Source organism: Streptomyces sp. NPDC104313, assembly GCF_055583985.1.
This window is the reverse complement of sequence record NZ_JBVJMW010000001.1, coordinates 712,497-736,581: the sequence shown is the minus strand read 5'-3', so window position 1 is coordinate 736,581 and position 24,085 is coordinate 712,497. Positions and strand designations below refer to the sequence as shown.

The following is a 24,085-nucleotide window of genomic DNA, read 5'->3' as shown; positions in this document are numbered from 1 at the left end:
AGAGGGGCACCGGTGAACGACCGACAGAACCCGTACGACCCGTACTACCAAGAGCCGCAGATCGTCGGCTACGACGCGTACGGGCAGCCGGTCTACCAGCAGCAGGGGCAGCAGCAGTACGACCAGCAGGGTCAGCAGGGCCAGGGTTACGACCCCTACGCCGCACAGCCGGGTCAGGGGCACCAGACCCAGGACGCCGGCTACGGCTACGACGCGTACGGCAACCCTCAGCAGCAGCCCCGGAGTTACGACGCCTACGGCGACCGGCACCCGGGCCAGGCGTCCCAGTCGCCCCAGACGCAGCAGGGCCAGGGCACCGATCAGGGGTACGGCTACGGCTCCTACACCGACCACGGCTACGTCACCGGGCAGCAGCCCGCCACGGTCGACACCGGCCGGCACTGGAGCATCCCGCAGCAGGGCGCGGCCCCCGTACCGGAACAGGACCCGCAGCAGGCTCCCGCTCCGTATCCGCAGCAGTCACAGCATCCGCAGTATCCGCAGCAGTCACAGCAGCCAGTGGAAGAAACGGCGGAGGCGGACGCGGAGCCCGCGCCTCCGGGACAGCGCGAGCCCGCCCCCGACTACCGCACCGAGCAGTTCTCGTTCATCGAGGAGCCCGACGAGGACTCCGAAGACGTCATCGACTGGCTGAAGTTCACCGAGAGCCGCAGCGAGCGGCGCGAGGAGGCACGGCGCAAGGGCCGCAACCGGATGGTCGCCCTGATAGTCGTCGCGGTTCTCGTCGTCGTCGGCGGGGCCGGCTACCTCTGGTCCGCCGACATGATCCCCGGCCTGTCCGGAACGGACGGGAACAAGGCCGTGGCCGCCGGCGCCCAGCAGCGCGACATGATGGTGGTACACCTGCACGACACGAAGAAGGGCGGCACCTCGACGGCGCTGCTCGTCGACAACGCCACCACCAAGCAGGGCACCACCGTCCTGCTGCCGAACTCCCTCGCGGTCGCGGGCGACGACGGGACCACCACCACGCTCGGCAAGTCCGTCGAGGACGACGGCAGGACCGGCACGCGGGAGTCGATCGACACCCTGCTGGGCACCCGGATCACGGGTACCTGGCGGCTGGACACCCCGTACCTGGAGAACCTCGTCGAGCTGGTCGGCAACATCGAGGTCGACACCGACACCGATGTGCCCGGTGCGAAGAAGGGCGAATCGCCCCTGGTGAACAAGGGCGAGGGCCAGACGCTCAGCGGTTCGATGGCCGTCGCGTACGCGACCTACCGCGGTCCGGGCGAGCCCGAGGCCGAGCAGCTGACGCGGTTCGGCGAGGTCATGCGGGCCACGCTGCGCAAGATCTCCGAGGACCCCAAGGCCGCGACCGTCACCATCGAGACGCTGCTCCAGGTGCTCGACCCGTCACTGCCCGAGAAGGACCTCGGGGTCTCGCTCGCCAAGCTGGCCTCGCGCGCCAAGGTCGGTGACTACAAGACGGCCCTGCTGCCGGTCCAGGAGGACGGCACGCTCACCGAGGCGGACACCCGCGGCGTCGTCAAGGACATCCTCGGCGGCACGGTGAAGGCCCCCGAGGCCGGCGCTCCGCTCCGGGTCGCCGTCCGCAACGCCACCGGGAACGAGAAGGCAGCGGAATCCGCCCGGGTCCAGCTGGTCAACGGCGGTTACGCCTTCGTGGACAGCGGCAAGGCAGGGGCCAAGGCGTCGTCCGTCGTGCTCTACCGGTCCGCCGAGGACAAGGAGAAGGCCGTCGAGGTGGCCAAGACCCTGGGTCTTTCCGCAGGTGACGTGAAGAAGGGCGAGCCGGCCGCCAACGCCGACGTGTCCGCGGTCCTCGGTCAGGACTACGAGGTCCCGTAGCCCGCTCGGGATCACCGGCCGGCGCTCCGGCGCCGGCCGGTGATCCCGTGTCCCGGACCCCGGCCGTGAACGCAGTAAGGCTCTGTCGGCGGTCCGTGAGACCCTAGAGGTTGCATCCGACCGCCGACGAAAGCCTGCATGTGACCGCCACGGACCGCTCCATCGAGCTCATCAACGCCGCCGCTCAGGCGGCCGCCGACCGGCTCGCGCACGACATCATCGCCTACGACGTCAGCGATGTGCTGTCGATCACCGACGCCTTCCTGCTGGCCTCGGCCCCCAACGACCGCCAGGTCAAGTCGATCGTCGACGAGATCGAGGAGCAGCTCCAGAAGGAGCTCGGCGTCAAGCCGGTGCGCCGCGAGGGCGACCGCGACGCCCGCTGGATCCTCCTCGACTACGTCGACATCGTCATCCACGTCCAGCACAGCGAGGAGCGCGTCTTCTACGCGCTGGAGCGCCTGTGGAAGGACTGCCCGGAGATCGCCCTTCCCGAGGACGCGATCAAGACCCGCGGCAAGGCCGAGGAGCACGCACAGCTCAACGGCGGCACGGAAGGTGACCAGAGCTGAACGGCAGCAGCAGCGGCACGGGCCGCAGGATCGTCCTCTGGCGGCACGGCCAGACGGCGTGGAACCTGGAGCGCCGTTTCCAGGGCTCCACGGACATCGAGCTCACCGGGGTCGGCGTCGGGCAGGCCCGCCGCGCCGCCCGGTTGCTCGCCTCGCTGAAGCCGGACGTCATCGTGGCCTCCGACCTGCGGCGGGCGGCGGCCACGGCCGCCGAGCTCTCCGCCGTCAGCGGTCTCACCGTCTCCCACGACGCCGCACTCCGTGAGACGTACGCCGGCGCCTGGCAGGGGCTGACCCACCAGGAGATCGTCGAGCGATTCGGCGATCAGTACGCGGCATGGAAGCGCGGAGAGCCCGTGCGTCGGGGCGGCGGCGAGCTGGAGACCGAGGTCGCCGACCGGGCGGCCCCGGTCGTTCTGGAGCACGCCGAGAAGCTTCCGGAGAACGGCACGCTCGTCGTGGTCAGCCACGGCGGCACGATCAGGACGACGATCGGCCGGCTGCTGGGCCTGGAGGCGCACCACTGGGAAGGGCTCGGCGGGCTGTCCAACTGCTGCTGGTCCGTTCTCGGCGAGGGTGCGCGCGGCTGGCGTCTGTTGGAACACAACGCCGGCACGCTCCCGGAGCCGGTCCTCGGCGACGACGACTAGACGCCGTCGGGAGGCAGTTGAGAGGCCGTTCGCGGGCCGTCCTCGGGCGGCCCGGGCCGGATTTCACTTTCCGGCCGGTCGCAGGCTAAAGTTCTTCTTGTTCGCAGCGCGGAAACGCAGGGAAACAACAGTGAACAGCGGGGCTATAGCTCAGTTGGTAGAGCGCCTGCATGGCATGCAGGAGGTCAGGAGTTCAATTCTCCTTAGCTCCACAATCAGGATCCCGTCCCCAGTAGGGGGCGGGATCTTCTGTATGGGGGGCGCCGGGCGGGCTGACCCCCTTGCGGGGTCATGGCAGAATCGGAACGCCGGAGGGGGCGACGTACCGATCGGGAGGGAGCGCGATGCCTGCGAGTCGCGAACACGTCCCCGACCAGCCTCTTGTCGCCGCCACGTCCTCCGGCCCCGTACCGTTCGAAGATCAATACCGTCTCGGCTGTCCGTCCTGCGGTTCGTCCCATGTGGCCCAGGTTCTGGGTGACAACGGAGGGGTCTCCTACGTGTGCACGGCCTGCGGCCACAGCTGGAGCTGACTGATGGGTGCACACAGGCGTAAGTGCGACTGGTGCGGCAGCGGTACGCCCATCGTCAGGGACATGGACCCGGTCAACACGGAGTACCAGTACTGGTGCGAGGAATGCGCACGGGCGCTGATCATAAAAGGCGACCCCATCGAGACCTACCGGGAGCTGGAGGGGGAGCCGATCTACGGGCGCCTCCTGGAGGAGCACTGCGCCCTCAAGCGCTTCTACTCCTTCGCGACCGCCTGACCTGCGGCTGACGATCCACTGTTCGGGATGATTCGGGCGTATCGGTTCGGACCGGAAACGATTTGGTGAAGCACCGGGGGGACCGTGTAATGTTCTGGATGTCGCCAAGGGAAACCGGGTGGCACGCAATGAGGGGCTATAGCTCAGTTGGTAGAGCGCCTGCATGGCATGCAGGAGGTCAGGAGTTCAATTCTCCTTAGCTCCACAAGATCGACAGTGAAGAAGCGGGCCACCCGGATCGGGTGGCCCGCTTCTTTTGTCCGGGCGGGGATCTGTCCGGACCGTATCGGGTCCGGGCGGACTTGGCTCCGGGCCTTCTTCGGTCCGGACGGTCCGGACCTTCTTCGGCCCGGATCCGCCGTGTCCACCGCCCAGCGTTCGCCGGCCCGTGGCAGGCAGGGCGGGGCGCTGCTCGGCCGACGGCTGCTCGATGCGGAGAGCCAGGAGGGGGCGGTGCCGTACCGCCCGCCCGGGTGCCCGCCCAGCGGTATCGGAACTGCGGCGTGCGCCCGCCGAAGCGTCACTTTTCGGCTACGGGCAGCGACGGCTGGTCGGTAGGGTTCCGGCTCGTGCGTGCGGTGTCCGCTTCCTGGTTACTCCCCGCTCCCTTCCGGGCCCGTGCGGTATCCTGGCGCCATGCGTGCCGTACGCCTTCTGCTTAGCAAGCCGTGCTGAACAGTCCCGACCGGTGAGAACGCCTGGTCGGAGTCAGCGCGGCGTCCCCTCCTGTGCGAGGGGTTTTTTCGTTTCCTGGCAGATGACGATCGATGGAGCTTTGAGGATCATGAGCGAGACGAATTCCGCAGCCGAGACGGCCGCGCCGCACCGCTACACGGCGGCCATGGCCGCCGACATCGAGGCACGCTGGCAGGACTTCTGGGACGCCGAGGGGACGTACGAGGCGCCGAACCCCACCGGTGAGCTGGCGGGCGACCCGGAGCTGGTCGCCAAGCCGAAGAAATTCATCATGGACATGTTCCCGTACCCCTCGGGTGCGGGTCTGCACGTCGGACACCCGCTGGGCTACATCGCCACCGATGTCTACGCCCGCCACCAGCGGATGACCGGCCACAACGTGCTGCACACCCTGGGATTCGACGCCTTCGGCCTGCCCGCCGAGCAGTACGCCGTCCAGACGGGCACCCACCCCCGGGTCTCCACCGAGGCCAACATGGTGAACATGAAGGTCCAGCTGCGCAGGCTGGGTCTGGGCCACGACAACCGCCGCTCCTTCGCGACGATCGAGGCCGAGTACTACAAGTGGACGCAGTGGATCTTCCTGCAGATCTTCAACTCCTGGTACGACTCCGAGGCCGACCGGGCCCGCCCGATCGCCGAGCTGGTCGAGCAGTTCGAGAGTGCCGCGCGGGCGACCCCCGACGGCCGTGAGTGGAGCGCGCTGAGCGCCACCGAACGCGCCGATCTGCTGAGCCAGTACCGCCTGGCGTACGCCTCCGACGCCCCCGTGAACTGGTCGCCGGGCCTGGGCACGGTGCTGGCCAACGAGGAGGTCACCGCCGACGGCCGCTCCGAGCGTGGCAACTTCCCCGTCTTCAAGGCCAAGCTGCGCCAGTGGAACATGCGCATCACCTCCTACGCCGACCGGCTGCTGAACGACCTGGACGGGCTGGACTGGCCCGAGGCCATCAAGCTGCAGCAGCGCAACTGGATCGGACGTTCCGAGGGCGCCCGGGTCGAGTTCCCGGTGGACACCGCCGGCGGTATCACCGTCTTCACCACCCGCCAGGACACCTTGTTCGGCGCGACGTACATGGTGCTGGCGCCCGAGCACGACATGGTCGAGCGGATCATCCCGGCAGCCTGGCCCGAGGGCACGCACCCGGTGTGGACCGGCGGCCACGCGAGCCCGGCCGAGGCCGTCACCGCGTACCGCAAGCAGGCCGCCGCGAAGTCCGACGTCGAGCGGCAGGCCGAGGCCAAGGACAAGACCGGCGTCTTCACCGGTGCGTACGCGACCAACCCGGTCAGCGGCGAGAAGATCCCCGTCTTCATCGCCGACTACGTCCTGATGGGTTACGGCACCGGCGCGATCATGGCCGTACCGGCGCACGACGTGCGCGACTTCGCCTTCGCGCGCGCCTTCGAGCTGCCGATGCGCTGCGTCGTCCAGCCGTCGGACGACCGCGGAACCGACGCCTCCACGTGGGACGACGCCTTCAGCTCGTACGACGCGAAGCTGGTCAACTCCGCGAACGAGGAGATTTCGCTGGACGGCCTGGGAGTGGTCGAGGCCAAGGCGAGGATCACCGACTGGCTGAAGGAGCACGGCGTCGGCGAGGGCACTGTCAACTTCCGGCTGCGCGACTGGCTGTTCAGCAGGCAGCGCTACTGGGGCGAGCCGTTCCCGATCGTGTACGACGAGGACGGCATCGCCCACGCGCTGCCCGAGTCGATGCTGCCGCTGGAGCTGCCCGAGGTCGAGGACTACTCCCCGCGCACCTTCGACCCGGAGGACGCGACCGCCCAGCCCGAGACCCCGCTGTCGCGTAACGCCGACTGGGTCAACGTCACGCTGGACCTGGGCGACGGCGCCGGACCGCGGAAGTACCGCCGCGAGACCAACACCATGCCCAACTGGGCCGGTTCCTGCTGGTACGAGCTGCGCTACCTGGACCCCGACAACGACCGGCAGCTGGTGGACCCGGCGATCGAGCAGTACTGGATGGGGCCGCGCGAGGGGCAGCCCACCGGCGGCGTCGACCTGTACGTCGGCGGCGCCGAGCACGCCGTGCTGCACCTGCTGTACGCGCGTTTCTGGTCCAAGGTGCTGTACGACCTGGGCCACATCTCCTCCGCCGAGCCGTTCCACAAGCTGTACAACCAGGGCATGATCCAGGCCTTCGTCTACCGCGACAGCCGGGGCATCGCCGTCCCCGCAGCCGAGGTGGAGGAGCGCGACGGCGCGTTCTACTACGAGGGCGAGAAGGTCAGCCGCGTCCTGGGCAAGATGGGCAAGTCCCTGAAGAACGCGGTCACGCCGGACGAGATCTGCGCCGAGTACGGTGCGGACACCCTGCGCCTGTACGAGATGGCGATGGGCCCCCTGGACGTATCGCGCCCCTGGGACACCCGGGCCGTGGTCGGTCAGTACCGGCTGCTGCAGAGGCTGTGGCGCAATGTGGTCGACGAGGAGACCGGTGAGATCACCGTCGTCGACACGGAGCCCGGCGAGGACACGCTGCGCGCCCTGCACAAGGCCATCGACGGGGTCGGCCAGGACATGGCGGGAATGCGGTTCAACACCGCCATCGCCAAGGTCACCGAGCTGAACAACCACCTGACCAAGGCCGGCGGCCCGCTGTCGCGCTCCGTCGCCGAGCGGCTGGTCCTGCTGATCGCCCCCCTGGCTCCGCACATCGCGGAGGAGCTGTGGCGGCGACTGGGCCACACCGACTCGGTGGTGCACCAGGACTTCCCGGTGGCGGACCCGGCCTACGTCGTGGACGAGACCGTCACCTGCGTCGTCCAGATCAAGGGCAAGGTCCGGGCCCGTCTGGAGGTCTCGCCCGCTATCACGGACGAGGAGCTGGAGGCACTGGCCCTGGCCGACGGTGCGGTCGTCGCGGCACTGGGCGGGGCCGGGATCCGCAAGGTGATCGTGCGCGCGCCGAAGCTGGTGAACATCGTCCCCGCGTGACGACGGCTGGGTGATGAGGTGGATGGGGCGGATGGGGTGATGGCAGCGGTGTGACGGGCCCCGTGCCTGGTGAGGGCCATCCCCTACGGGCAGGTTGGGGGTTCCGAAGGAACCCTCGGCCCGCCCGTTCCGTTTACGGTGGAGGGGCGACCGGTATCGGCGGCCGCATCGAGATATCGAGGGGCATTCATGGAAGCCGCGATCACGATCCTGGCGTTGTTCTTGGTCGCGTTCGTCGCGCTGGGTGTCTACGCGACCGTGAAGGCCGTCGGCGCGGCCAAGCGAGGCGTGGACCGCACGATCACGCAGGCCCGGCGCACGGTGGAGGACACCACGCTCCGGGCCAAGAGCTTCGGGCAGACGGGTGTCGCCGGCGAGCTGGCGCAGCTCCGGCTCGCCCTGCGTACCTCGATGCGGGCCACGCAGGACGCCCTGCACGCCGGCGCCGCCGAGGACGCGTCCCTGGCGGAGTCGGTGGCACTGTTCCGGAGGCTGAGCGAGCACGGCCTCGAACTGGACGACGAGCTGAAGCGGCTGGAGCGCGATCCTGACCGGGCGACGATCGGGGGCCTGCTTCCCAAGCTGAGGGAACGCACGCAGCGGATCACGCACTCGGCGGAGTCGCTGCGCTGGGCGGCGCGGGACCGGGCGAGGCAGTTCGCCGACGACGACCTGGACGCACTGAACGCGCAGATCGACATCGAGGCCGGCGCGCTGCGGCACTGGACCGTCGAGGAGCCGTCGCAGGCATCCGGTGCGGGGACACCCGCCTCGGCACCGGGCCACGACCCCGGGACGGACTGGCCCGAGCCGGCCGCCTCGGCGGATCCCTCGGCCGGGAACAGCAGCACGGCCGACCAGGTGTGGTCCGGACCTGCCCGCGAGGAGAGCCCGCAGGCGATCACCGCACCGGACCCGCGGCTGCGCACGACCTACCCCTGGCAGAAGTCCACCCGGCGGGAAACGACGAACTGACGCGCACCTGACCGTGCGACCCCGCCCGCACGGGTATGACCCGGCTGGATACGCTCCGAAGCGGCCATGGATGATCAGGGGGCCGGGGCCGGGGCCGGACTGCCGCGCTCCCACCAGGCCAGGTAACCTCCGGCTCATGTCCCGCCATGTCGCTATCGTCACCGATTCCACGGCCTACCTGCCGCGCCCGACGATGGAACGGCACGGCATCACCGCAGTGCCGCTGACCGTCGTCCTGGGCGATCGGGCGCTGGAGGAGGGCACGGAGATCTCGGCCCGCTCGCTCGCCCTGGCTCTGCAGAAACGCCACTCCGTGACCACGTCCCGCCCCAGCCCCGAGGTCTTCGCCGCGGCCTACCGGACGGCGGCCGAGGACGGGGCGGACGCGGTGGTGTCGCTGCACCTGTCGTCGGAGTTCTCGGGCACGTACGACGCCGCGCTGCTCGCGGCGAAGGACGCCCCTGTCCCGGTACGTGTGGTGGACACCGGCATGGTCGCCATGGCCCTGGGATTCTGCGCTCTGGCGGCTGCGGAGACCGCCGAGGCGGGCGGCGGCCCGGACGAAGCCGTGTCGGCCGCGGAGAAGCGGGCCGCAGGCACCTCGGCGTATTTCTACGTCGACACTCTCGACTATCTGCGCCGGGGCGGACGCATCGGCACGGCGCAGGCCCTGCTGGGATCCGCGCTGGCGGTGAAACCGATCCTGGAGCTCGACGCGGGACGGATCGAGATGCTGGAGAAGGTGCGGACGGCGTCCAAGGCCATTGCCCGGCTGGAGGAGATCGTCGCCGAGCGGGCGGGGACGGCCCCGGTGGACATCGCCGTCCACCACCTCGCCGCCCCGGAGCGCGCGGAGCGCCTGGCCGAGCGGCTGCGCGAACGTGTTCCCGGTCTGGTCGAGCTCCATGTCAGCGAGGTCGGCGCGGTGATCGGGGCTCACACGGGCCCGGGGCTGCTCGGCGCGGTGATCTCGCTGCGGTGATCCGGCTCCGGTGAAGGCGCTGGTCGCGTCGTGCTGAGCGGCTGATGGTGTGGAGCTTCACTCCGAGGGGTGGCCGAGTTGTCCACAACTGCCGGAGTGTCCACAGGAATCGGTGCTGTTCAGCGGGTTCGGGCGGATGTGCCTAACGTCGTGAGGCATGGCCCTTCGATCTCCTCGGGCGTCGACTCCCGACGCTCTGCCCAGTTCTGCGCCGCCGCCCGACTCCTCGTCCACCTCCACCCTCATTCCCACCTCCGCGTCCACCTCCACGTTCCTGCCTCCGCCCGACCCGTTGTCCGGGCGAAGGCCCGCACGGACGCGGCACGGATCCGGCACTCGCCCGAGCGGCCGGGCGGGTGTGGGCCCCGGCGCTCGTTCCGGGGCACGCCCCGGTGGTCGGCGGCCCGTACGAGGGCGTTCCGCCCGTGCGGCGGCGGCTGCGCGTCGCCGGGCGGATGCGCTGATGGCGAGCGCTCCCGGGCTGGGGAGCGATGTCGCTCCCGCATCGGCACGTGAGCCTGTACCCGTACCGGCACGTGAGCCTGTACCCGTACCGGCACGTGAGCCCGTACCCGTACCGGCACGTGAGCCCGTACCCGTACCCGTACCCGTACCCGTATCCGGGGCAGAGGGGGAGGGGGAGGTGCCCGGTGGCACGCCGAGTGTGCGCCGGCTCGTATCGGCCGTCCGGGAGCGGCTGCCGTTGTGGGTGCGGCTCCGGTGTGGGATGGCGCCGCGCACGCCGTTGGTGCTCGGGCTGGTGCTGATCGCCGCTGTGGGTGTCGCGGCGTTTCACTTCTGGTCCGTACGCCCGCACACCGTACGTGCGCCGGAACCGGTCGCGGACGGAGCGGCGGCGCCCGTGTTGCCACCGGATCCGTTACGGTCCGGGGCCTCCGGTCCGGCGGCGGGGGAGCCGTCCGAAGCGGGCGGGAGTGGGCCTGGAAGCGGGCAGATCGTCGTCGATGTGAGCGGTAAGGTGCGTCGGCCGGGGGTCCGTCGGCTTCCTGCGGGCTCGCGGGTGGCGGACGCGCTTGATGCGGCGGGCGGTGTGCGTGCCGGCACGGATGTGACGGGGCTCAATCGGGCGCGGGTCTTGATGGACGGTGAGCAGGTCGTCGTGGGTCCCCCGCCCGGCCCGCCGGTCTCCGGGACGGTCGGTGGCGGGCGTGCTGGGGCCGAGGGGCCGGGCGGCGCGCCGGGCGGGCCGTCCGGCCCCTCGGCACCGCTGAGCCTGAACACGGCGACCGCGGAGCAGCTGGAAACGCTGCCCGGGGTCGGGCCCGTGCTGGCCCAGCACATGATCGACTACCGCACGGAGAACAACGGATTCCGGTCCGTCGACGAGCTCCGGCAGGTCAACGGGATCGGCGACCGCCGTTTCGCCGAACTCCAGCCGCTCGTACGGCCATGAGCAGCCGGGAGGCCCGGTCCGGCCCCCGGAGCGCGGGCAGGAACATCGCCGGAAGCGGTCACCGGCCCGGCGGCGCGGGCGACGGTACGGGCAGTTCGGTGCGTGCACCACGTATCCCGGGAGCGCCGACTCGTGCGGGAACGCCGCGTACTCCGGGAACGCCGACTCATGCGGGAACGCCGAATGATTCGGGTGCGTCGGGTGGTGCCGGCCCGCGAGGGGAGGGGCCCACGGACCTGCGGCTCGTTCCGCCCGCCCTGGCGGTCTGGGCGGCTGCCGCGTCGACGCTGGGGCTGCCGGGGAGGTGGGTGGTCGCCGTGGTCGCCGCCTGTCTGGTTCCGGCGGTCGTTCTGCTGGTGGCGGCCTCGCGCACCTCGCGGGCGGGGAGGTACGCCGGACGGTCCCGGGCCGCCGCCGGGGGAGCCGTCCTGCTGTGCGCGGCGGCGGGCGCGGCCGTGGCCGGACTCCACGGGGCCGATGTGCGGCGCGGTCCCGTCCCCGGGCTGGCAGAGGAGTACGCGCGGATCGACGTCGACGTACGGGTGACCGCGGATCCCCGGACGACCCGTCCGGCGGTACGCGGCAACCACAGTGCCCCGGCCCTTCTCCTGATCGACGCCGAGGTCACGGAGGTGCGGACGCCGGACGGCCCGAGCATCCGGGTCCGGACGCCGGTGGTGCTCATGGTCGCGGCGGGCGACCACCGGGCGGACTGGCAGAAGCTGCTGCCGTCCACCCGGCTCCGGCTCGGCGGCAGGCTCTCGCCTCCCGCGCACGAGGGCGAACGCCTGGCGGCGGTCCTACGGGTGGACGACGAGGGGGCGCCCCGGATCACCGGGCCGCCGACGTGGATACAGCGCACGGCCGGGGAACTGCGCGCCGGATTGCGGGAGGCGACGGACGATCTGGACGCCGATGCGCGTGCGCTGTTGCCGGGACTGGTGGTCGGAGACACCTCCAGGGTCCCGTCCGAACTTCACGACGCCTTCAAAGCGACCGATCTGACACACCTTTTGAGCGTTTCCGGAGCCAACCTATCGATTCTGCTCTTTCTCCTCATCGGGCCGCCGGGGGCGGCGCTGAGCGCGGAACGGCGTGGTCTTGCACCTGTGCTGGGACTTTCCCTGCGGGGGACCGCGTTGATCGGCGGTGGGCTGACCCTCGCCTTCATCGTCGTGTGCCGCCCGGAACCGAGCGTGCTCCGCGCGGCAGCCTGCGGTCTCATCACGCTCCTCGCGATCGGAACGGGCCGTCGGAGGTCCCTGATTCCCGCCCTGGCGGCGGCTGTCCTTCTCCTGCTCCTCTACGATCCCTGGCTCGCCCGGAGCTACGGTTTCCTGCTGTCGGTGTTGGCCACCGGTGCGTTGCTGATCCTCGCGCCACGGTGGAGCGTCGCCCTGCGGGCGCGGCGGGTGCCGGGCAGGCTCGCCGAGGTACTGGCCGCGGCGGCGGCCGCGCAGGTCGTGTGCGCGCCCGTGGTGGTGGTCCTGGCCTCGAGGGTCAGCCTGGTGGCGGTCCCGTGCAATCTGCTCGCGGAGTTCGCGGTGGCACCGGCGACGGTGCTCGGGTTCGCGGCCCTCGCCGTAGCCCCGGTCGCCCCGTCGGTGGCCGAACTGCTGGCCAGGATCGCCGGCTGGCCGGTCGGGTGGATCGCCACGGTCGCCCGCACGGGTGCGGGCCTCCCCGGGGCGGAGGCCCAGTGGCCCGGAGGGTGGCCCGGCGCGGCGCTGCTGGCCGGCCTCACGGTGTCGGCCGTGCTCCTGGCGCCGAGGCTGGCCCGCCACCCCTGGATCTGCGCGGCCACCGGGCTGCTTCTCGTGCTGGCGGTGCTGAGGCCGGTTCCGCTGACCCGGATCATGACTGGCTGGCCGCCGCCCGACTGGGCGTTCGCGCTCTGCGACGTGGGGCAGGGCGATGCGATGGTGCTCATGGCGGGAGAGGGCGCGGGCGTGGTCGTCGACGCCGGACCCGACCCCCGCGCGGTCGACCGGTGCCTGCGCGACCTCGGGGTGACCCGCGTCCCGCTCGTGGTCCTCACCCACTTCCACGCCGACCATGTGCGCGGGTTGCCGGGTGTGCTACGGGGCAGGGCGGTGGGCGCGATTCAGACGACGAGCCTCCAAGAGCCGCCCGAACAGGCCGCGTTCGTACGGCGGACAGCGGCTGCGGCGCGGGTCCCGACGCTGCGGGCCGTGGCCGGTGAGCACCGCCGGGCGGGCCCGGTCGACTGGCGGGTCCTCTGGCCGCGCCAGGGCCCGGAGGGAGCGGGGGCGATGGTGCTGGAGCCGAACGACTCCAGCGTCACCCTGCGCGTGCGGGCGGCCGGCGGGCTGACACTGCTGCTCCTCGGCGACCTCGAACCCCTGGCCCAGCGGCAGTTGCTGCGCGGCCCGGAGGCTTCGGGCCCGGTGGACGTCCTCAAGGTGGCCCACCACGGCTCGGCCTTCCAGGATGCCGGGCTGCTCCACAGCGTACGGCCGAGGCTGGCGCTCATCTCCTGCGGCGCGGACAACCCGTACGGACACCCGTCGGCCCGCACGGTGGGCGCGCTCAGAGCGGCCGGGGCCCGGGTCCTGCGTACCGACACCGACGGCCCGATCGCGGTGACGGGCGCCGGGAAGGAGCTGCGGGCGGTCGGCCGGTCATGACATCGCGCGGGTCAGACCAGCCACGTTCCGGCGAGCATCAGGTCGCGGTCGGCGAGTTCGTTCACCTCGCGCCAGGCGCGCACGGTGTGGGGGGTGATGCGGAGGAACACCCAGACGGGGCTGCGCGGGTTCCATCGGAGCTTCGCGACGAAGGCCTCCCTTGTCGCGGCGGGAAGGTCGGCTCCCTCCAGAACGCTCGCCTCGCCCTCGATCAGCACCACATCGCGGGTGAGGCCGAGGGTGATGCGGATCGGGCCGTCGGGAGTCACGTTGGCGGCGGTGGGATTGGTCCGCCGGGTGGCCATGGCCAGGGTGCCTGTGTCGTCGTCCCAGAGGAACGACAGCGGGACCAGTGTGGGCACGCCGTCCGGGGAGGCCGTCGCCACCCACGCGTCGTCGTCGTGTCGCAGACGGTCCAGGGTGTCCTGCTTGCGCTGCTCCCGGCTGCGGGCGGAATCGGGTTCGGTCATGCCCGCCACGCTAGACCGTGATCACCGTGCCACGCCTCGGGCAAGTGTCCTCCGTCAGGAGTCCTAGGACCGGTGGTGGGACCGGTGTGGGACCGGTGGTCCCGGGGCGGGGGCGGGCGCAGACTGGGCCCATGACCTCGCAGACACCCACGGCGTCCGGCGCCTCCGGCCCGGGACCCGACAACGGCGACGACCGCGACGGCGGTGACGACAACGGCGCCAGCGCCAGCGGTGACGACAACGGCATCACCGCCACCGCCGTTGACGCCTATCTCGCCCGGATCGGCGCGGACCGTCCGGCGCGGGCCGACCTCGAAGCGCTGCGCGACCTGCAGCACCGGCATCTGCTCGCCGTGCCCTTCGAGAACCTCTCGGTCCATCTGGGCGAGGACATCGTGCTGGAGGAACGGGCGCTCATGGACAAGGTGACCGGCGGTCGCGGCGGCTTCTGCTACGAACTGAACGGCGCGTTCGGGGCGTTGCTGCGCGCCCTCGGCTTCCGGGTGGCCCTGCTCCAGGCCCGGGTCTTCGGCGACGGCGGCCGCCTGGGCATTCCGTACGACCACATGGCGCTGCGGGTGGAGACCGACGACGGTACGGGGCCCTGGCTGGCGGACGTCGGGTTCGGCGACAACGCGCTGTGGCCGCTGGCGCTCGACGACCGGGCGGATCAGGAGGACCCCCGGGGCGTGTTCCGGCTCCGCCAGGCACCGCAGGGGGACCTGGATCTGCTGCGCGGAGGATCACGGCAGTTCCGGCTCGACCTGAGGCCAAGGACGCTGCCGGAGTTCCGGGGCGGGGTCTGGTACCACCGCACCTCGCCGGACTCGCACTTCACCCGGTCGCTGGTGTGTTCCCGGTACACGGAGACCGGGCGGGTAACGCTGAGCGGACGGACCCTGGTCACCACGGTAGGTGGGGATCAGCACCGTACGGAACTGGCTACGGACGAGGAGGTGCTCGCCGCCTACCGGGACCACTTCGGGGTGCGGCTCTCCCGGGTTCCCCAGCTCCGGGAGGCGGTCGCGGTGCCGGGTCGCGATCCGGGCCGGTGACTCGCGAACGCCGCGAACGGCTGATCCACACAAGCGGAACTCGTCATTCGGACCTTCGGTAATACCTGCATATAGCTCATCGCATCTCATGGCAGATCGCTGCAGCTCGTCATATATCCACGCGCCTCACTACACCTTGGAGTAGATCCGTGCAAGACCCTTCGAGGTGATCCGTTTGCCTCGAACGCCGCAATAGTGATCGAATGCATGCTCGTCGGCGGGCCACTGATCCGACAGGGACGTCCACCCGTCAGGGGCCCGAAGCGCGAAGCGCCCTTGGGGGTACGTAGAGATGTTCGGCCGTTGGCTGGGAAACAGAGGCCAGGCGGGTGGGCGCGGTGGGGCCCTCGCCGGATTCCAGGTGCCCCGTACCGCGGGCGTGCTCAACTGCCGGGTGCTGGACCCGGTCAACGAACCGGTTCGGCAGGCCGCGTTCGTCGTGACCGACAGCACGGGTCGCAAGGTGGTAGGCGGGGAGACGGACCTCTTCGGCAGCGTTCTCGCCACGGTCCCGGCGGGCGACCACCGGCTGGCGATCACGGCCGAGGGCTTCACCCCGTTCCACGGAGCGGTGACGGTGGCCGAGGGGGCGCACGCCACTCTGGGCGATGTGACCCTCCAGGTGGCGCAGCCGCCGCAGCTGCCCGCCCCCGGAGACTGGGACATCGAACCGAGCCACTCGCAGATCGGTTTCACCGCCCGGCACATCGGGCTGGCGCGCATCCACGGCAGGTTCAACACCTTCGCCGGGGCGGTCCGGATCGCCGACCGCATGGAGGACTCGGCCATGCACGTGATCATCGACGCGGCCTCGATCGACACCAATGCGCAGATGCGCGACGACCACCTGCGCTCCGGCGACTTCTTCGACGTCGGCCGCTACCCGACGCTGGAGTTCTACAGCGAGCGGTTCGTCCACCGGGGCGGTAGCCGGTGGGGTGTCACCGGGGCGCTGACCCTGCACGGCGTCAGCCGTACCGTGACCTTGGACACCCAGTACCTCGGCATCGGCAACGGCCTGGAGGGCGAGACGCGTGCCGCCTGCCGGGCCACCACCGAACTGCACCGCGAGGACTTCACCCTCACCTGGCAGACCATGCTGGCGCGCGGGATCGCCGTGGTCGGGCCGAGCATCGTCATCGACCTGGACATCCAGATCGTTCCCAAGGGCTGAGCCGTCGGGACCGTTCCCACGGGCTGGGACGGCCGGGCGTCACGGCTTCTCCAGCCAGCCTTCGTACTCCTGCACGAACGCGTCGAGCGCGGCCGGGTCCAGGCGCCCGGCCGCGTCCTCCACGACCACCAGCCACTGGGCGTCCTCGGCGTCGTCCTCGCCGGCCAGTGCGTCCCGTACGAGCTGAGGCTCCTCGGCGACCCCGAAGCGGTCCGCCAGCTCCCCGGCCACCTCCTCCGCGGCGTCGCGGTCGGGCAGCACCAGTACATGTCTCACATCGCTCACCCGGTCATTCTCCGGTACGGGCATCCGTGCCCCGTGCCCGGGCGGCCGGGGCACGGCGCTGTCCGGGCTGTCCGGGCTGTCCGGGCTGTCAGTGGGGCGTGGGATGCTGGATCGCGATGGCCACCAGGAAGAATTCCACCGACGATCCGCTCGCGCCCCTCACCCTCGCCGTGGGCCAGGAGGACCTCCTCCTGGACCGTGCGGTGCAGCAGGTGGTGGCGGCCGCCCGTGCTGCGGACGCCGACACGGACGTACGTGATCTGGCGTCCGACCAGGTGCAGCCCGGCACGCTCGCCGAGCTCACCAGCCCCTCGCTCTTCGCCGAGCGCAAGGTCGTGATCGTGCGCAACGCGCAGGACCTCTCGGCCGACACGGTCAAGGACGTCAAGGGGTATCTCGGCGCGCCGGTCGAGGAGATCACGCTTGTCCTGCTGCACGCGGGCGGGGCCAAGGGCAAGGGGCTGCTGGACGCGGCGCGCAAGGCCGGGGCACGAGAGGTCGCCTGCCCGAAGACCACCAAGCCCGCCGAGCGGCTCTCCTTCGTGCGGTCGGAGTTCCGGACACATGGACGGTCCGCGACGCCGGAGGCCTGCCAGGCGCTGGTCGACTCCATCGGCAGCGATCTGCGGGAGCTGGCGAGTGCGGTCTCCCAGCTGGTCGCGGACGTCGAGGGCACGATCGACGAGGCGGTCGTCGGGCGCTATTACACCGGGCGGGCGGAAGCCTCGTCGTTCACCGTCGCCGACCGGGCGGTCGAGGGGCGCGCGGCGGAGGCGCTGGAGGCGCTGCGGTGGTCGTTGTCGACCGGGGTCCCGCCCGTCCTGATCACCAGTGCGCTGGCGCAGGGGGTGCGGGCGATCGGGAAGCTGTCCTCGGCCCGGGGTGGCCGGCCGGCCGATCTGGCCCGGGAGCTGGGCATGCCGCCGTGGAAGATCGACCGGGTGCGGCAGCAGATGCGGGGATGGACGCCGGACGGGGTCGCGGTGGCCCTGCGGGCGGTGGCGGCGGCGGACGCGGGGGTGAAGGGCGGGGGGGACGATCCCGAGTACGCCCTGGAGAAGGCCGTCGTCGTTGTCGCCCGGGCCGCGCGGGCGGGGCGGTAGCCCTTCGAGGGAGCCTCGGTGTGCGGAGCCCTAGGCCCGACGGTGCCGTCCTCAAGCGCTGGACGGGCTGGATGTCCCGCCCGACGGGCTGGGACGGTTTCGGACGGGCTGGATGGCCCCGGCACCGCGCTCGGAAGGCGCGGTCCCTCGTGTGAGCACCGGTTCCGCCCTCAAAGAGCCGGCACGGGCTGGAACAGCCCCACGGACGGATGCCCCACGCACGGAAGCCCCGATCCTCAATCTGGGGAGATCGGGGATCGGGGCTTCCGGTTCACACTCTTGGTGCGCCGCACCCGCGTGGCGAACGCAGGTTCGGTGTGCGGCGCGGGATGCCGGTCAGGGGCGGGAGAGAGGGCCCGTCTGGTCCGTTCCGGCGGTCACATCAGTGAGCTTCGGGAAGAAGCTCAGGCCTGCAGGGCGGCAACCTTGGACGCCAGCGCCGACTTCTTGTTGGCGGCGGCGTTCTTGTGGATGACACCCTTCGAGACAGCCTTGTCGAGCTGACGGGAAGCGTCGCGGACGGCCGTGGTGGCCTTCTCGACGTCACCGGCAACGGCGGCCTCGCGGGCCTTGCGGATCGCGGTCTTGAGCGACGACTTGACGGCCTTGTTGCGCAGGCGCGCCTTCTCGTTGGTCTTGTTCCGCTTGATCTGGGACTTGATGTTCGCCACGAAAGAGCCTTTTCAGGTTCGTTGGATCTTCTAGGTGAGCCTCGCCGCTCGTGAGAGCCACGAGGCACAGCTGCCCACGGTAGCAGTCACCCTCCGACCGGCCCAAACCGGTCACTGGCCCGCAGGCGTGGGACGATGGAGCCTACGTATCGATCCGACCGACCCGACATCGACCCGAGACACGGCGTTCGGCGTCTCAAGAAACAGGACCCTGCGTGCCCGCGACTCCTTCCAACGTGCCCGAGCCGAGCCGTACCGACCCGGCGCTGATCCGCAATTTCTGCATCATCGCGCACATCGACCACGGCAAGTCGACCCTCGCCGACCGGATGCTTCAGCTGACCGGAGTGGTCGACCAGCGGCAGATGCGTGCTCAGTACCTCGACCGGATGGACATCGAGCGCGAGCGCGGCATCACCATCAAGTCCCAGGCGGTCCGGCTGCCCTGGGCGCCCAACACGGGTGAGGACACGGGCACCACCCACATCCTCAACATGATCGACACCCCGGGCCACGTGGACTTCACCTACGAGGTCTCCCGTTCGCTCGCGGCCTGCGAGGGCACGGTCCTGCTGGTCGACGCCGCGCAGGGGATCGAGGCCCAGACACTGGCCAACCTCTATCTCGCGATGGAGAACGAACTCACCATCGTCCCGGTGCTCAACAAGATCGACCTTCCCGCCGCGCAGCCGGAGAAGTTCTCCGAGGAGCTGGCCAACCTCATCGGCTGCCAGCCCGAGGACGTGCTCAAGGTCTCCGCGAAGACCGGCGTCGGCGTGGAGGCGCTGCTCGACCGGGTCGTACGGGACGTGCCGGCCCCGGTCGGCGTCGCGGACGCCCCCGCCCGCGCGATGATCTTCGACTCGGTCTACGACTCGTACCGCGGTGTCGTCACCTATGTCCGTGTCGTCGACGGCCAGCTCAACAAGCGCGAGCGCATCCGGATGATGTCGACCGGCGCCACCCATGAACTGCTGGAGATCGGGGTGTCCTCCCCGGAGATGACCCCGGCCGACGGCATCGGCGTGGGCGAGGTCGGCTACATCATCACCGGTGTGAAGGACGTCCGGCAGTCCAAGGTCGGTGACACGATCACCTCCCTGCACAAGGGGGCGACCGAGGCGCTGGGCGGGTACAAGGACCCGAAGCCGATGGTGTTCTCGGGGCTGTATCCGCTGGACGGCTCGGACTACCCGGACCTGCGCGAGGCGCTGGACAAGCTCCAGCTCAACGACGCCGCCCTGGTCTACGAGCCGGAGACCTCCGCCGCGCTCGGCTTCGGCTTCCGCGTCGGCTTCCTCGGCCTGCTCCACCTGGACGTGGTCCGTGAGCGGCTGGAGCGCGAGTTCGGCCTCGAACTGATCGCCACCGCGCCCAACGTGGTCTACCGCGTCGAGATGGAGGACGGCACCGAGCACGTCGTCACCAACCCGAGCGAGTTCCCCGAGGGCAAGATCGACAAGGTGCACGAGCCGGTCGTCCGCGCCACGGTGCTGGCCCCGAGCGAGTTCATCGGCGCGATCATGGAGCTGTGCCAGAACCGGCGCGGCGCCCTGCTCGGCATGGACTACCTCTCCGAGGACCGGGTCGAGATCCGCTACACCCTGCCGCTCGCGGAGATCGTCTTCGACTTCTTCGACCAGCTGAAGTCCAAGACGCGGGGTTACGCCTCCCTCGACTACGAGCCCACCGGCGAGCAGTCGGCCGAGCTCGTCAAGGTCGACATCCTGCTGCACGGCGACAAGGTGGACGCGTTCTCCGCGGTCACCCACAAGGACAAGGCGTACGCGTACGGTGTGCGGCTCGTCGCCAAGCTGCAGAAGCTCATCCCCCGGCAGAACTTCGAGGTGCCGATCCAGGCGGCCATCGGCGCCCGGGTCATCGCCCGTGAGACCGTCCGTGCCATCCGCAAGGACGTCCTCGCCAAGTGCTACGGCGGTGACATCTCCCGTAAGCGGAAGCTGCTGGAGAAGCAGAAGGAAGGCAAGAAGCGGATGAAGATGGTCGGCAACGTGGAGGTTCCGCAGGACGCCTTCATCTCCGTCCTGTCGACCGACGAGTCCGCGGGTGAGAGCAAGGGCAAGAAGTAGTCCACACCCCAAGGGCCCCCACGCCGCGGTACCGGCGTGAGGGCCCTTTCGTTATGAAAACCGCGGTCCGTTGCCTCTTACGTGGCGGACAGGCGCGCTCTAGTCTGATCACGACTCGATGGTTACTGGTCAGTTAAACAAGCCCGAACAAGCAGGTTGCGCAACAGAACGAGAGCAGTAGGCAGCAGGACGACAGCAGCTGGTCGCCGTATCAAAGAAGCCGGTCGTAGCAATGCCGCAGGCCCGGAGGACGTCGTGAGCGACACACAGACCTTGATCGATAACCGGCCGCCCTCCGTGGCGGCCCTCTTCATCGACCGCGTGGCGGCGACCCCGGACGGGGAGGCGTACCGCTATCCGGTGCCGTCGGCCTCGGGCTCGGGTCCCGACGACTGGAGGTCGCTGAGCTGGGGCCAGGCCTCGGAGCGGGTCTACGCGATCGCCGCCGGGCTGATCGCGCTGGGCGTGCGGCCGGAGCAGCGGGTCGCGCTCTCCTCGGCCACCCGGGTGGAATGGATCCTCATCGACCTCGGGGTGATGTGCGCGGGCGCCGCGACGACCACCATCTACCCGTCCACGAACGCGGAGGAGTCCGCGTTCATCCTGGCCGACTCCGAGAGCCGCGTTCTTATCGCGGAGAACGCCGAGCAGCTGGCCAAGGCCCGTGAATGCCGTACCGAGCTGCCCGACCTCGCCCATGTCATCGTCATCGACCCGGCCGGCGTCGAGCCCGCCGATGACGACCCCGAGGGCTGGATCATCACCCTCGCCGAGCTGGAGTCCCAGGGCAACGAGCTGCTCGCCAGGACTCCGGACGCGGTCACCGAGCGGGTCGCCGCGATCACCGCCGACCAGCTCGCCACCCTCATCTACACCTCGGGCACCACCGGCCGCCCCAAGGGTGTACGGCTGCCGCACGACAACTGGTCCTACATGGCCAAGGCCACCGTCTCGACCGGGCTGATCAACGCCGACGATGTGCAGTACCTCTGGCTGCCGCTCGCCCATGTCTTCGGCAAGGTCCTCACCTCCGGGCAGATCGAGGTCGGCCACGTCACCGCTGTCGACGGCCGCATCGACAAGATCATCGAGAACCTGCCGGTCGTCCAGCCGACCTACATGGCCGCCGTGCCCCGGATCTTCGAGAAGGTCTACAACGGGGTCGCCTCCAAGGCCCGCGCGGGGGGCGGTGCCAAGTACAAGATCTTCCAGTGGGCCGCCGGAGTCGCCCGCGAGTACGCGAAGGTCTCCCAGGACAACTTCCGCCGCACCGGCAGGGCGTCCGTTCCCTTCGCGCTCGGCGCCAAGCACAAGGTCGCCGACGCCCTCGTCTTCTCCAAGATCCGTGCGGCCTTCGGCGGCCGGCTGCGTGCCTGTGTCTCCGGCTCCGCCGCCCTGGCCCCGGACATCGGCTACTTCTTCGCGGGCGCCGGCGTCCACATCCTGGAGGGCTACGGCCTCACCGAGACCAGCGCCGCCTCCTTCGTCAACCCGGGCGAGGCCTACCGCACCGGCACCGTCGGCAAGCCGCTCCCCGGCACCGAGGTGCGCATCGCGGAGGACGGCGAGATCCTGCTGCGCGGCCCCGGCGTCATGGAGGGCTACCACAACCTGCCCGACAAGACCGAGGAGGTCCTGGAGTCGGACGGCTGGATCCACACCGGGGACATCGGCGAGCTGTCGGCCGACGGCTACCTGCGCATCACCGACCGCAAGAAGGACCTCATCAAGACGTCCGGCGGCAAGTACGTCGCCCCGGCGGAGGTCGAGGGCCAGTTCAAGGCGGTCTGCCCGTTCGTCTCCAACATCCTGGTGCACGGCGCGGACCGTAACTTCTGCACCGCGCTCATCGCGCTCGACGGCCCCACCCTCCTCGGCTGGGCCGCCGAGAACGGCATGGGAGGCAGGTCGTACGCGGAGGTCGTCGCCGCCCCGCGGACCGTCGAGCTGATCGACGGGTACGTCAAGCGCCTCAACGAGGGCCTCCAGCGCTGGCAGACCATCAAGAAGTTCCGCCTCCTGCCGCGCGACCTGGACGTCGAGCACGGCGAGCTGACCCCCAGCCTCAAGCTGAAGCGGCCGGTCGTCGAGCGGGAGTACCAGGGGCTCATCGACGAGATGTACGCGGGCTCGCGCGAGGTGTGAGTTACGCGGGCTCGCGCGAGGCGCAGGCCTTTCGCGGCAACCGTTCCGTCCGGGGGCTCGGCCCCGGACGGGCACAGGCGGGGCGGCCGGACACCCAGGTGTCCGGCCGCCCCGTTCGCCGGTTCCTGGACGGCCTGCTCGGCCGGGAGGCGCGTAGCGCGCACGTCGACGGGCGCGCTACGCCGGCTCGTTCGCCACAGGGGCCGAGTTCAGGCCGCGGCGGCCTCGCAGGACCCTGGCGAGCACCACCACCAGCAGCCCGGCGAAGGGGATCACCAACAGGCCGGTGCGCAAACTGGTCGCGTCGGCGACGTGACCGACGACCGGTGGGGACAGCAGGAAGCCCAGGCGCATGAGCCAGGAGACGATCGTCAGACCTGATCCGGGTTCGAGGCCGGGCAGAGCGTCGGCTTCGTGCATCGCCGCGGGCACCAGGGTCGCCACTCCGAAGCCGGCCAGAGCGAAACCCAGGATGGTTCCGGGCAGCGTCGGCACCGCCAGCGCGAGTCCCATGCCGACCGTGGTGATCAGGCCGCCGGTCCGGGCCACAGCACGCTGACCGAAGCGGTCGACGAGACGGTCCCCGATGATGCGCCCGATGAACTGGGCGCCCACCAAGGCGATGAAACCCCAGGCGGCGAGTGCCGCGGAGGTTCGCAGGGTGTCCGTCAGGTAAAGGGAGGCCCAGGAGTTTCCCGCGTCCTCGACGAGAGCTCCGGCCATGGCGATCAGGACGAGTGCCGCCAGCACGTACCCGACGCGCGAGGCGCCGACCGTTCCCTCGGCGTTTCGTTGTTCCGGGCCGGTCGCCTCCGGTTCGTGGTCCGGGCCGGGCAGACGGAAGCGCCATGCGGTCACGGCGGCGAGAGCGAGGACGGTCGCCGAGACCGCGAGGTGGACGCCGAGCGACAGGCCCAGCGACATCGCTCCGGCGGCCATCAGTCCTCCGGTGACGGCGCCGATGGACCAGATCGCGTGGAACGAGTTCAGAATGGAGCGTCCGTAGAGTCGCTGCACCCGTAGACCGTGAGCGTTCTGCGCGACATCCGTCAGTGCGTCCATCGCTCCGGCCAGGAACAACGCGCCCGCGAACAGCGCAGGCGACGGGGCGAGGCCGGCGGCCAGGATCCCCATGGCCGTCAGCAGGGTGCCGACGACCGCGACCTGTGCCGAGCCCACACGGCGGATCAGCACCCCTGCCGCGAGGCCGGCCGCGATGGCGCCCGCCGGGAACGCGGCTACCGCCAGTCCGTAGGCGCCATTGCTGATCGCGAGCTCTTCCTTGATCTGCGGATACCTCGGCAGCAGGTTGGCGAACAGGGCCCCGTTGGTGAAGAACAGGACGGCTACAGCGGTCCGTGCGTGCCGCTCGGCGCGGAGAGGCCGTGCCCCGATGTCGACGGTCATGCGGACGACCATAACCTCGGAGCGTACGAACGTACACTCGCCCTGACGGTAAATCCCGACCGAGTGGTAAGTATTCTGCCCGGCGGCCCGAACCCGCGACCGTCGTCGTGGCACTCCCGCTTCTTGGCCGCCTGTGCGTACTCCGCGCCCCGCTCGCTCTCGTCCGCGGTGGTGAGCGCG

The 24,085-nt window shown here is 70.4% G+C and carries 19 protein-coding genes and 2 tRNA genes; 17 read left to right on the top strand and 4 right to left on the bottom strand.

What is annotated here, in order from left to right:
• Nucleotides 1–12 precede the first annotated feature (12 nt).
• The 12 genes from ACZ60Q_RS03315 to ACZ60Q_RS03260 all read left to right on the top strand — a co-directional run bounded on the left by ACZ60Q_RS03315 (nt 13) and on the right by ACZ60Q_RS03260 (nt 13,505).
• The gene (locus tag ACZ60Q_RS03315; RefSeq protein ID WP_469627597.1) at nt 13–1,836 is read left to right on the top strand and encodes an LCP family protein; all 1,824 of its coding nucleotides are present in this window, start codon (nt 13–15) and stop codon (nt 1,834–1,836) included.
• Nucleotides 1,837–1,976: 140 nt separating this feature from the next.
• Nucleotides 1,977–2,408, top strand: coding sequence for a ribosome silencing factor (gene rsfS, locus ACZ60Q_RS03310; protein WP_050360133.1), 432 nt, complete (start codon nt 1,977–1,979; stop codon nt 2,406–2,408).
• Nucleotides 2,405–3,058, top strand: a complete 654-nt coding sequence (locus ACZ60Q_RS03305; RefSeq protein ID WP_469628000.1) for a histidine phosphatase family protein — start codon at nt 2,405–2,407, stop codon at nt 3,056–3,058. Before rsfS ends, ACZ60Q_RS03305 begins: the two co-directional genes overlap by 4 nt.
• Nucleotides 3,059–3,197: 139 nt before the next feature.
• Nucleotides 3,198–3,270: transfer RNA gene (locus ACZ60Q_RS03300), tRNA-Ala, on the top strand.
• A 132-nt stretch (nt 3,271–3,402) separates the two neighbouring features.
• The gene (locus tag ACZ60Q_RS03295; protein WP_469627594.1) at nt 3,403–3,591 is read left to right on the top strand and encodes a hypothetical protein; all 189 of its coding nucleotides are present in this window, start codon (nt 3,403–3,405) and stop codon (nt 3,589–3,591) included.
• Between the two features lie 3 nt (nt 3,592–3,594).
• Complete coding sequence (locus ACZ60Q_RS03290) at nt 3,595–3,828, top strand: hypothetical protein (protein WP_469627592.1); 234 nt, start codon at nt 3,595–3,597, stop codon at nt 3,826–3,828.
• Between the two features lie 132 nt (nt 3,829–3,960).
• Nucleotides 3,961–4,033 (top strand) — tRNA-Ala (locus ACZ60Q_RS03285).
• A gap of 579 nt (nt 4,034–4,612) precedes the next feature.
• Nucleotides 4,613–7,486 (top strand): leucine--tRNA ligase, encoded by a 2,874-nt coding sequence (gene leuS, locus ACZ60Q_RS03280; RefSeq protein WP_469627589.1) that lies wholly within the window; start codon nt 4,613–4,615, stop codon nt 7,484–7,486.
• 189 nt (nt 7,487–7,675) lie between these two features.
• Entirely contained in the window at nt 7,676–8,461 is a 786-nt protein-coding gene (locus ACZ60Q_RS03275; protein ID WP_469627586.1) for a hypothetical protein, read from the top strand.
• 136 nt (nt 8,462–8,597) lie between these two features.
• Complete coding sequence (locus ACZ60Q_RS03270; protein WP_469627583.1) at nt 8,598–9,443, top strand: DegV family protein; 846 nt, start codon at nt 8,598–8,600, stop codon at nt 9,441–9,443.
• 157 nt (nt 9,444–9,600) lie between these two features.
• Complete coding sequence (locus tag ACZ60Q_RS03265) at nt 9,601–10,857, top strand: ComEA family DNA-binding protein (RefSeq protein ID WP_469627580.1); 1,257 nt, start codon at nt 9,601–9,603, stop codon at nt 10,855–10,857.
• A 308-nt stretch (nt 10,858–11,165) separates the two neighbouring features.
• Nucleotides 11,166–13,505 (top strand): ComEC/Rec2 family competence protein, encoded by a 2,340-nt coding sequence (locus tag ACZ60Q_RS03260; protein ID WP_469627577.1) that lies wholly within the window; start codon nt 11,166–11,168, stop codon nt 13,503–13,505.
• A gap of 11 nt (nt 13,506–13,516) precedes the next feature.
• Here the strand turns inward: ACZ60Q_RS03260 and ACZ60Q_RS03255 are convergent, their stop codons facing one another.
• Nucleotides 13,517–13,975 (bottom strand): pyridoxamine 5'-phosphate oxidase family protein, encoded by a 459-nt coding sequence (locus ACZ60Q_RS03255; protein ID WP_469627574.1) that lies wholly within the window; start codon nt 13,973–13,975, stop codon nt 13,517–13,519.
• Nucleotides 13,976–14,106: 131 nt separating this feature from the next.
• Here ACZ60Q_RS03255 and ACZ60Q_RS03250 point away from each other — a divergent pair, with 131 nt between their 5' ends.
• A complete protein-coding gene (locus ACZ60Q_RS03250; protein ID WP_469627571.1) occupies nt 14,107–15,030 on the top strand; it encodes an arylamine N-acetyltransferase family protein in 924 nt (307 codons plus the stop codon).
• Between the two features lie 292 nt (nt 15,031–15,322).
• Nucleotides 15,323–16,204 carry a YceI family protein gene (locus ACZ60Q_RS03245; RefSeq protein WP_469627568.1) on the top strand — a complete coding sequence of 294 codons (882 nt, stop codon included), beginning with the start codon at nt 15,323–15,325 and terminating at the stop codon, nt 16,202–16,204.
• A gap of 39 nt (nt 16,205–16,243) precedes the next feature.
• On the opposite strand, the gene ACZ60Q_RS03240 is transcribed toward ACZ60Q_RS03245, so the two are convergent.
• Entirely contained in the window at nt 16,244–16,489 is a 246-nt protein-coding gene (locus ACZ60Q_RS03240) for a hypothetical protein (protein WP_469627565.1), read from the bottom strand.
• A 116-nt stretch (nt 16,490–16,605) separates the two neighbouring features.
• Here ACZ60Q_RS03240 and holA point away from each other — a divergent pair, with 116 nt between their 5' ends.
• Nucleotides 16,606–17,592, top strand: a complete 987-nt coding sequence (holA, locus tag ACZ60Q_RS03235) for a DNA polymerase III subunit delta (protein WP_469627563.1) — start codon at nt 16,606–16,608, stop codon at nt 17,590–17,592.
• Between the two features lie 404 nt (nt 17,593–17,996).
• Here the strand turns inward: holA and rpsT are convergent, their stop codons facing one another.
• Nucleotides 17,997–18,263 (bottom strand): 30S ribosomal protein S20, encoded by a 267-nt coding sequence (gene rpsT / locus ACZ60Q_RS03230; RefSeq protein WP_018961227.1) that lies wholly within the window; start codon nt 18,261–18,263, stop codon nt 17,997–17,999.
• A 215-nt stretch (nt 18,264–18,478) separates the two neighbouring features.
• Between rpsT and lepA the strand changes: the two genes are divergently transcribed.
• The gene (gene lepA, locus ACZ60Q_RS03225) at nt 18,479–20,353 is read left to right on the top strand and encodes a translation elongation factor 4 (protein WP_469627561.1); all 1,875 of its coding nucleotides are present in this window, start codon (nt 18,479–18,481) and stop codon (nt 20,351–20,353) included.
• Between the two features lie 255 nt (nt 20,354–20,608).
• Nucleotides 20,609–22,498 carry an AMP-dependent synthetase/ligase gene (locus tag ACZ60Q_RS03220; protein ID WP_469627557.1) on the top strand — a complete coding sequence of 630 codons (1,890 nt, stop codon included), beginning with the start codon at nt 20,609–20,611 and terminating at the stop codon, nt 22,496–22,498.
• A gap of 177 nt (nt 22,499–22,675) precedes the next feature.
• Here the strand turns inward: ACZ60Q_RS03220 and ACZ60Q_RS03215 are convergent, their stop codons facing one another.
• Nucleotides 22,676–23,905, bottom strand: a complete 1,230-nt coding sequence (locus ACZ60Q_RS03215; protein ID WP_469627555.1) for an MFS transporter — start codon at nt 23,903–23,905, stop codon at nt 22,676–22,678.
• Nucleotides 23,906–24,085: the final 180 nt, after the last annotated feature.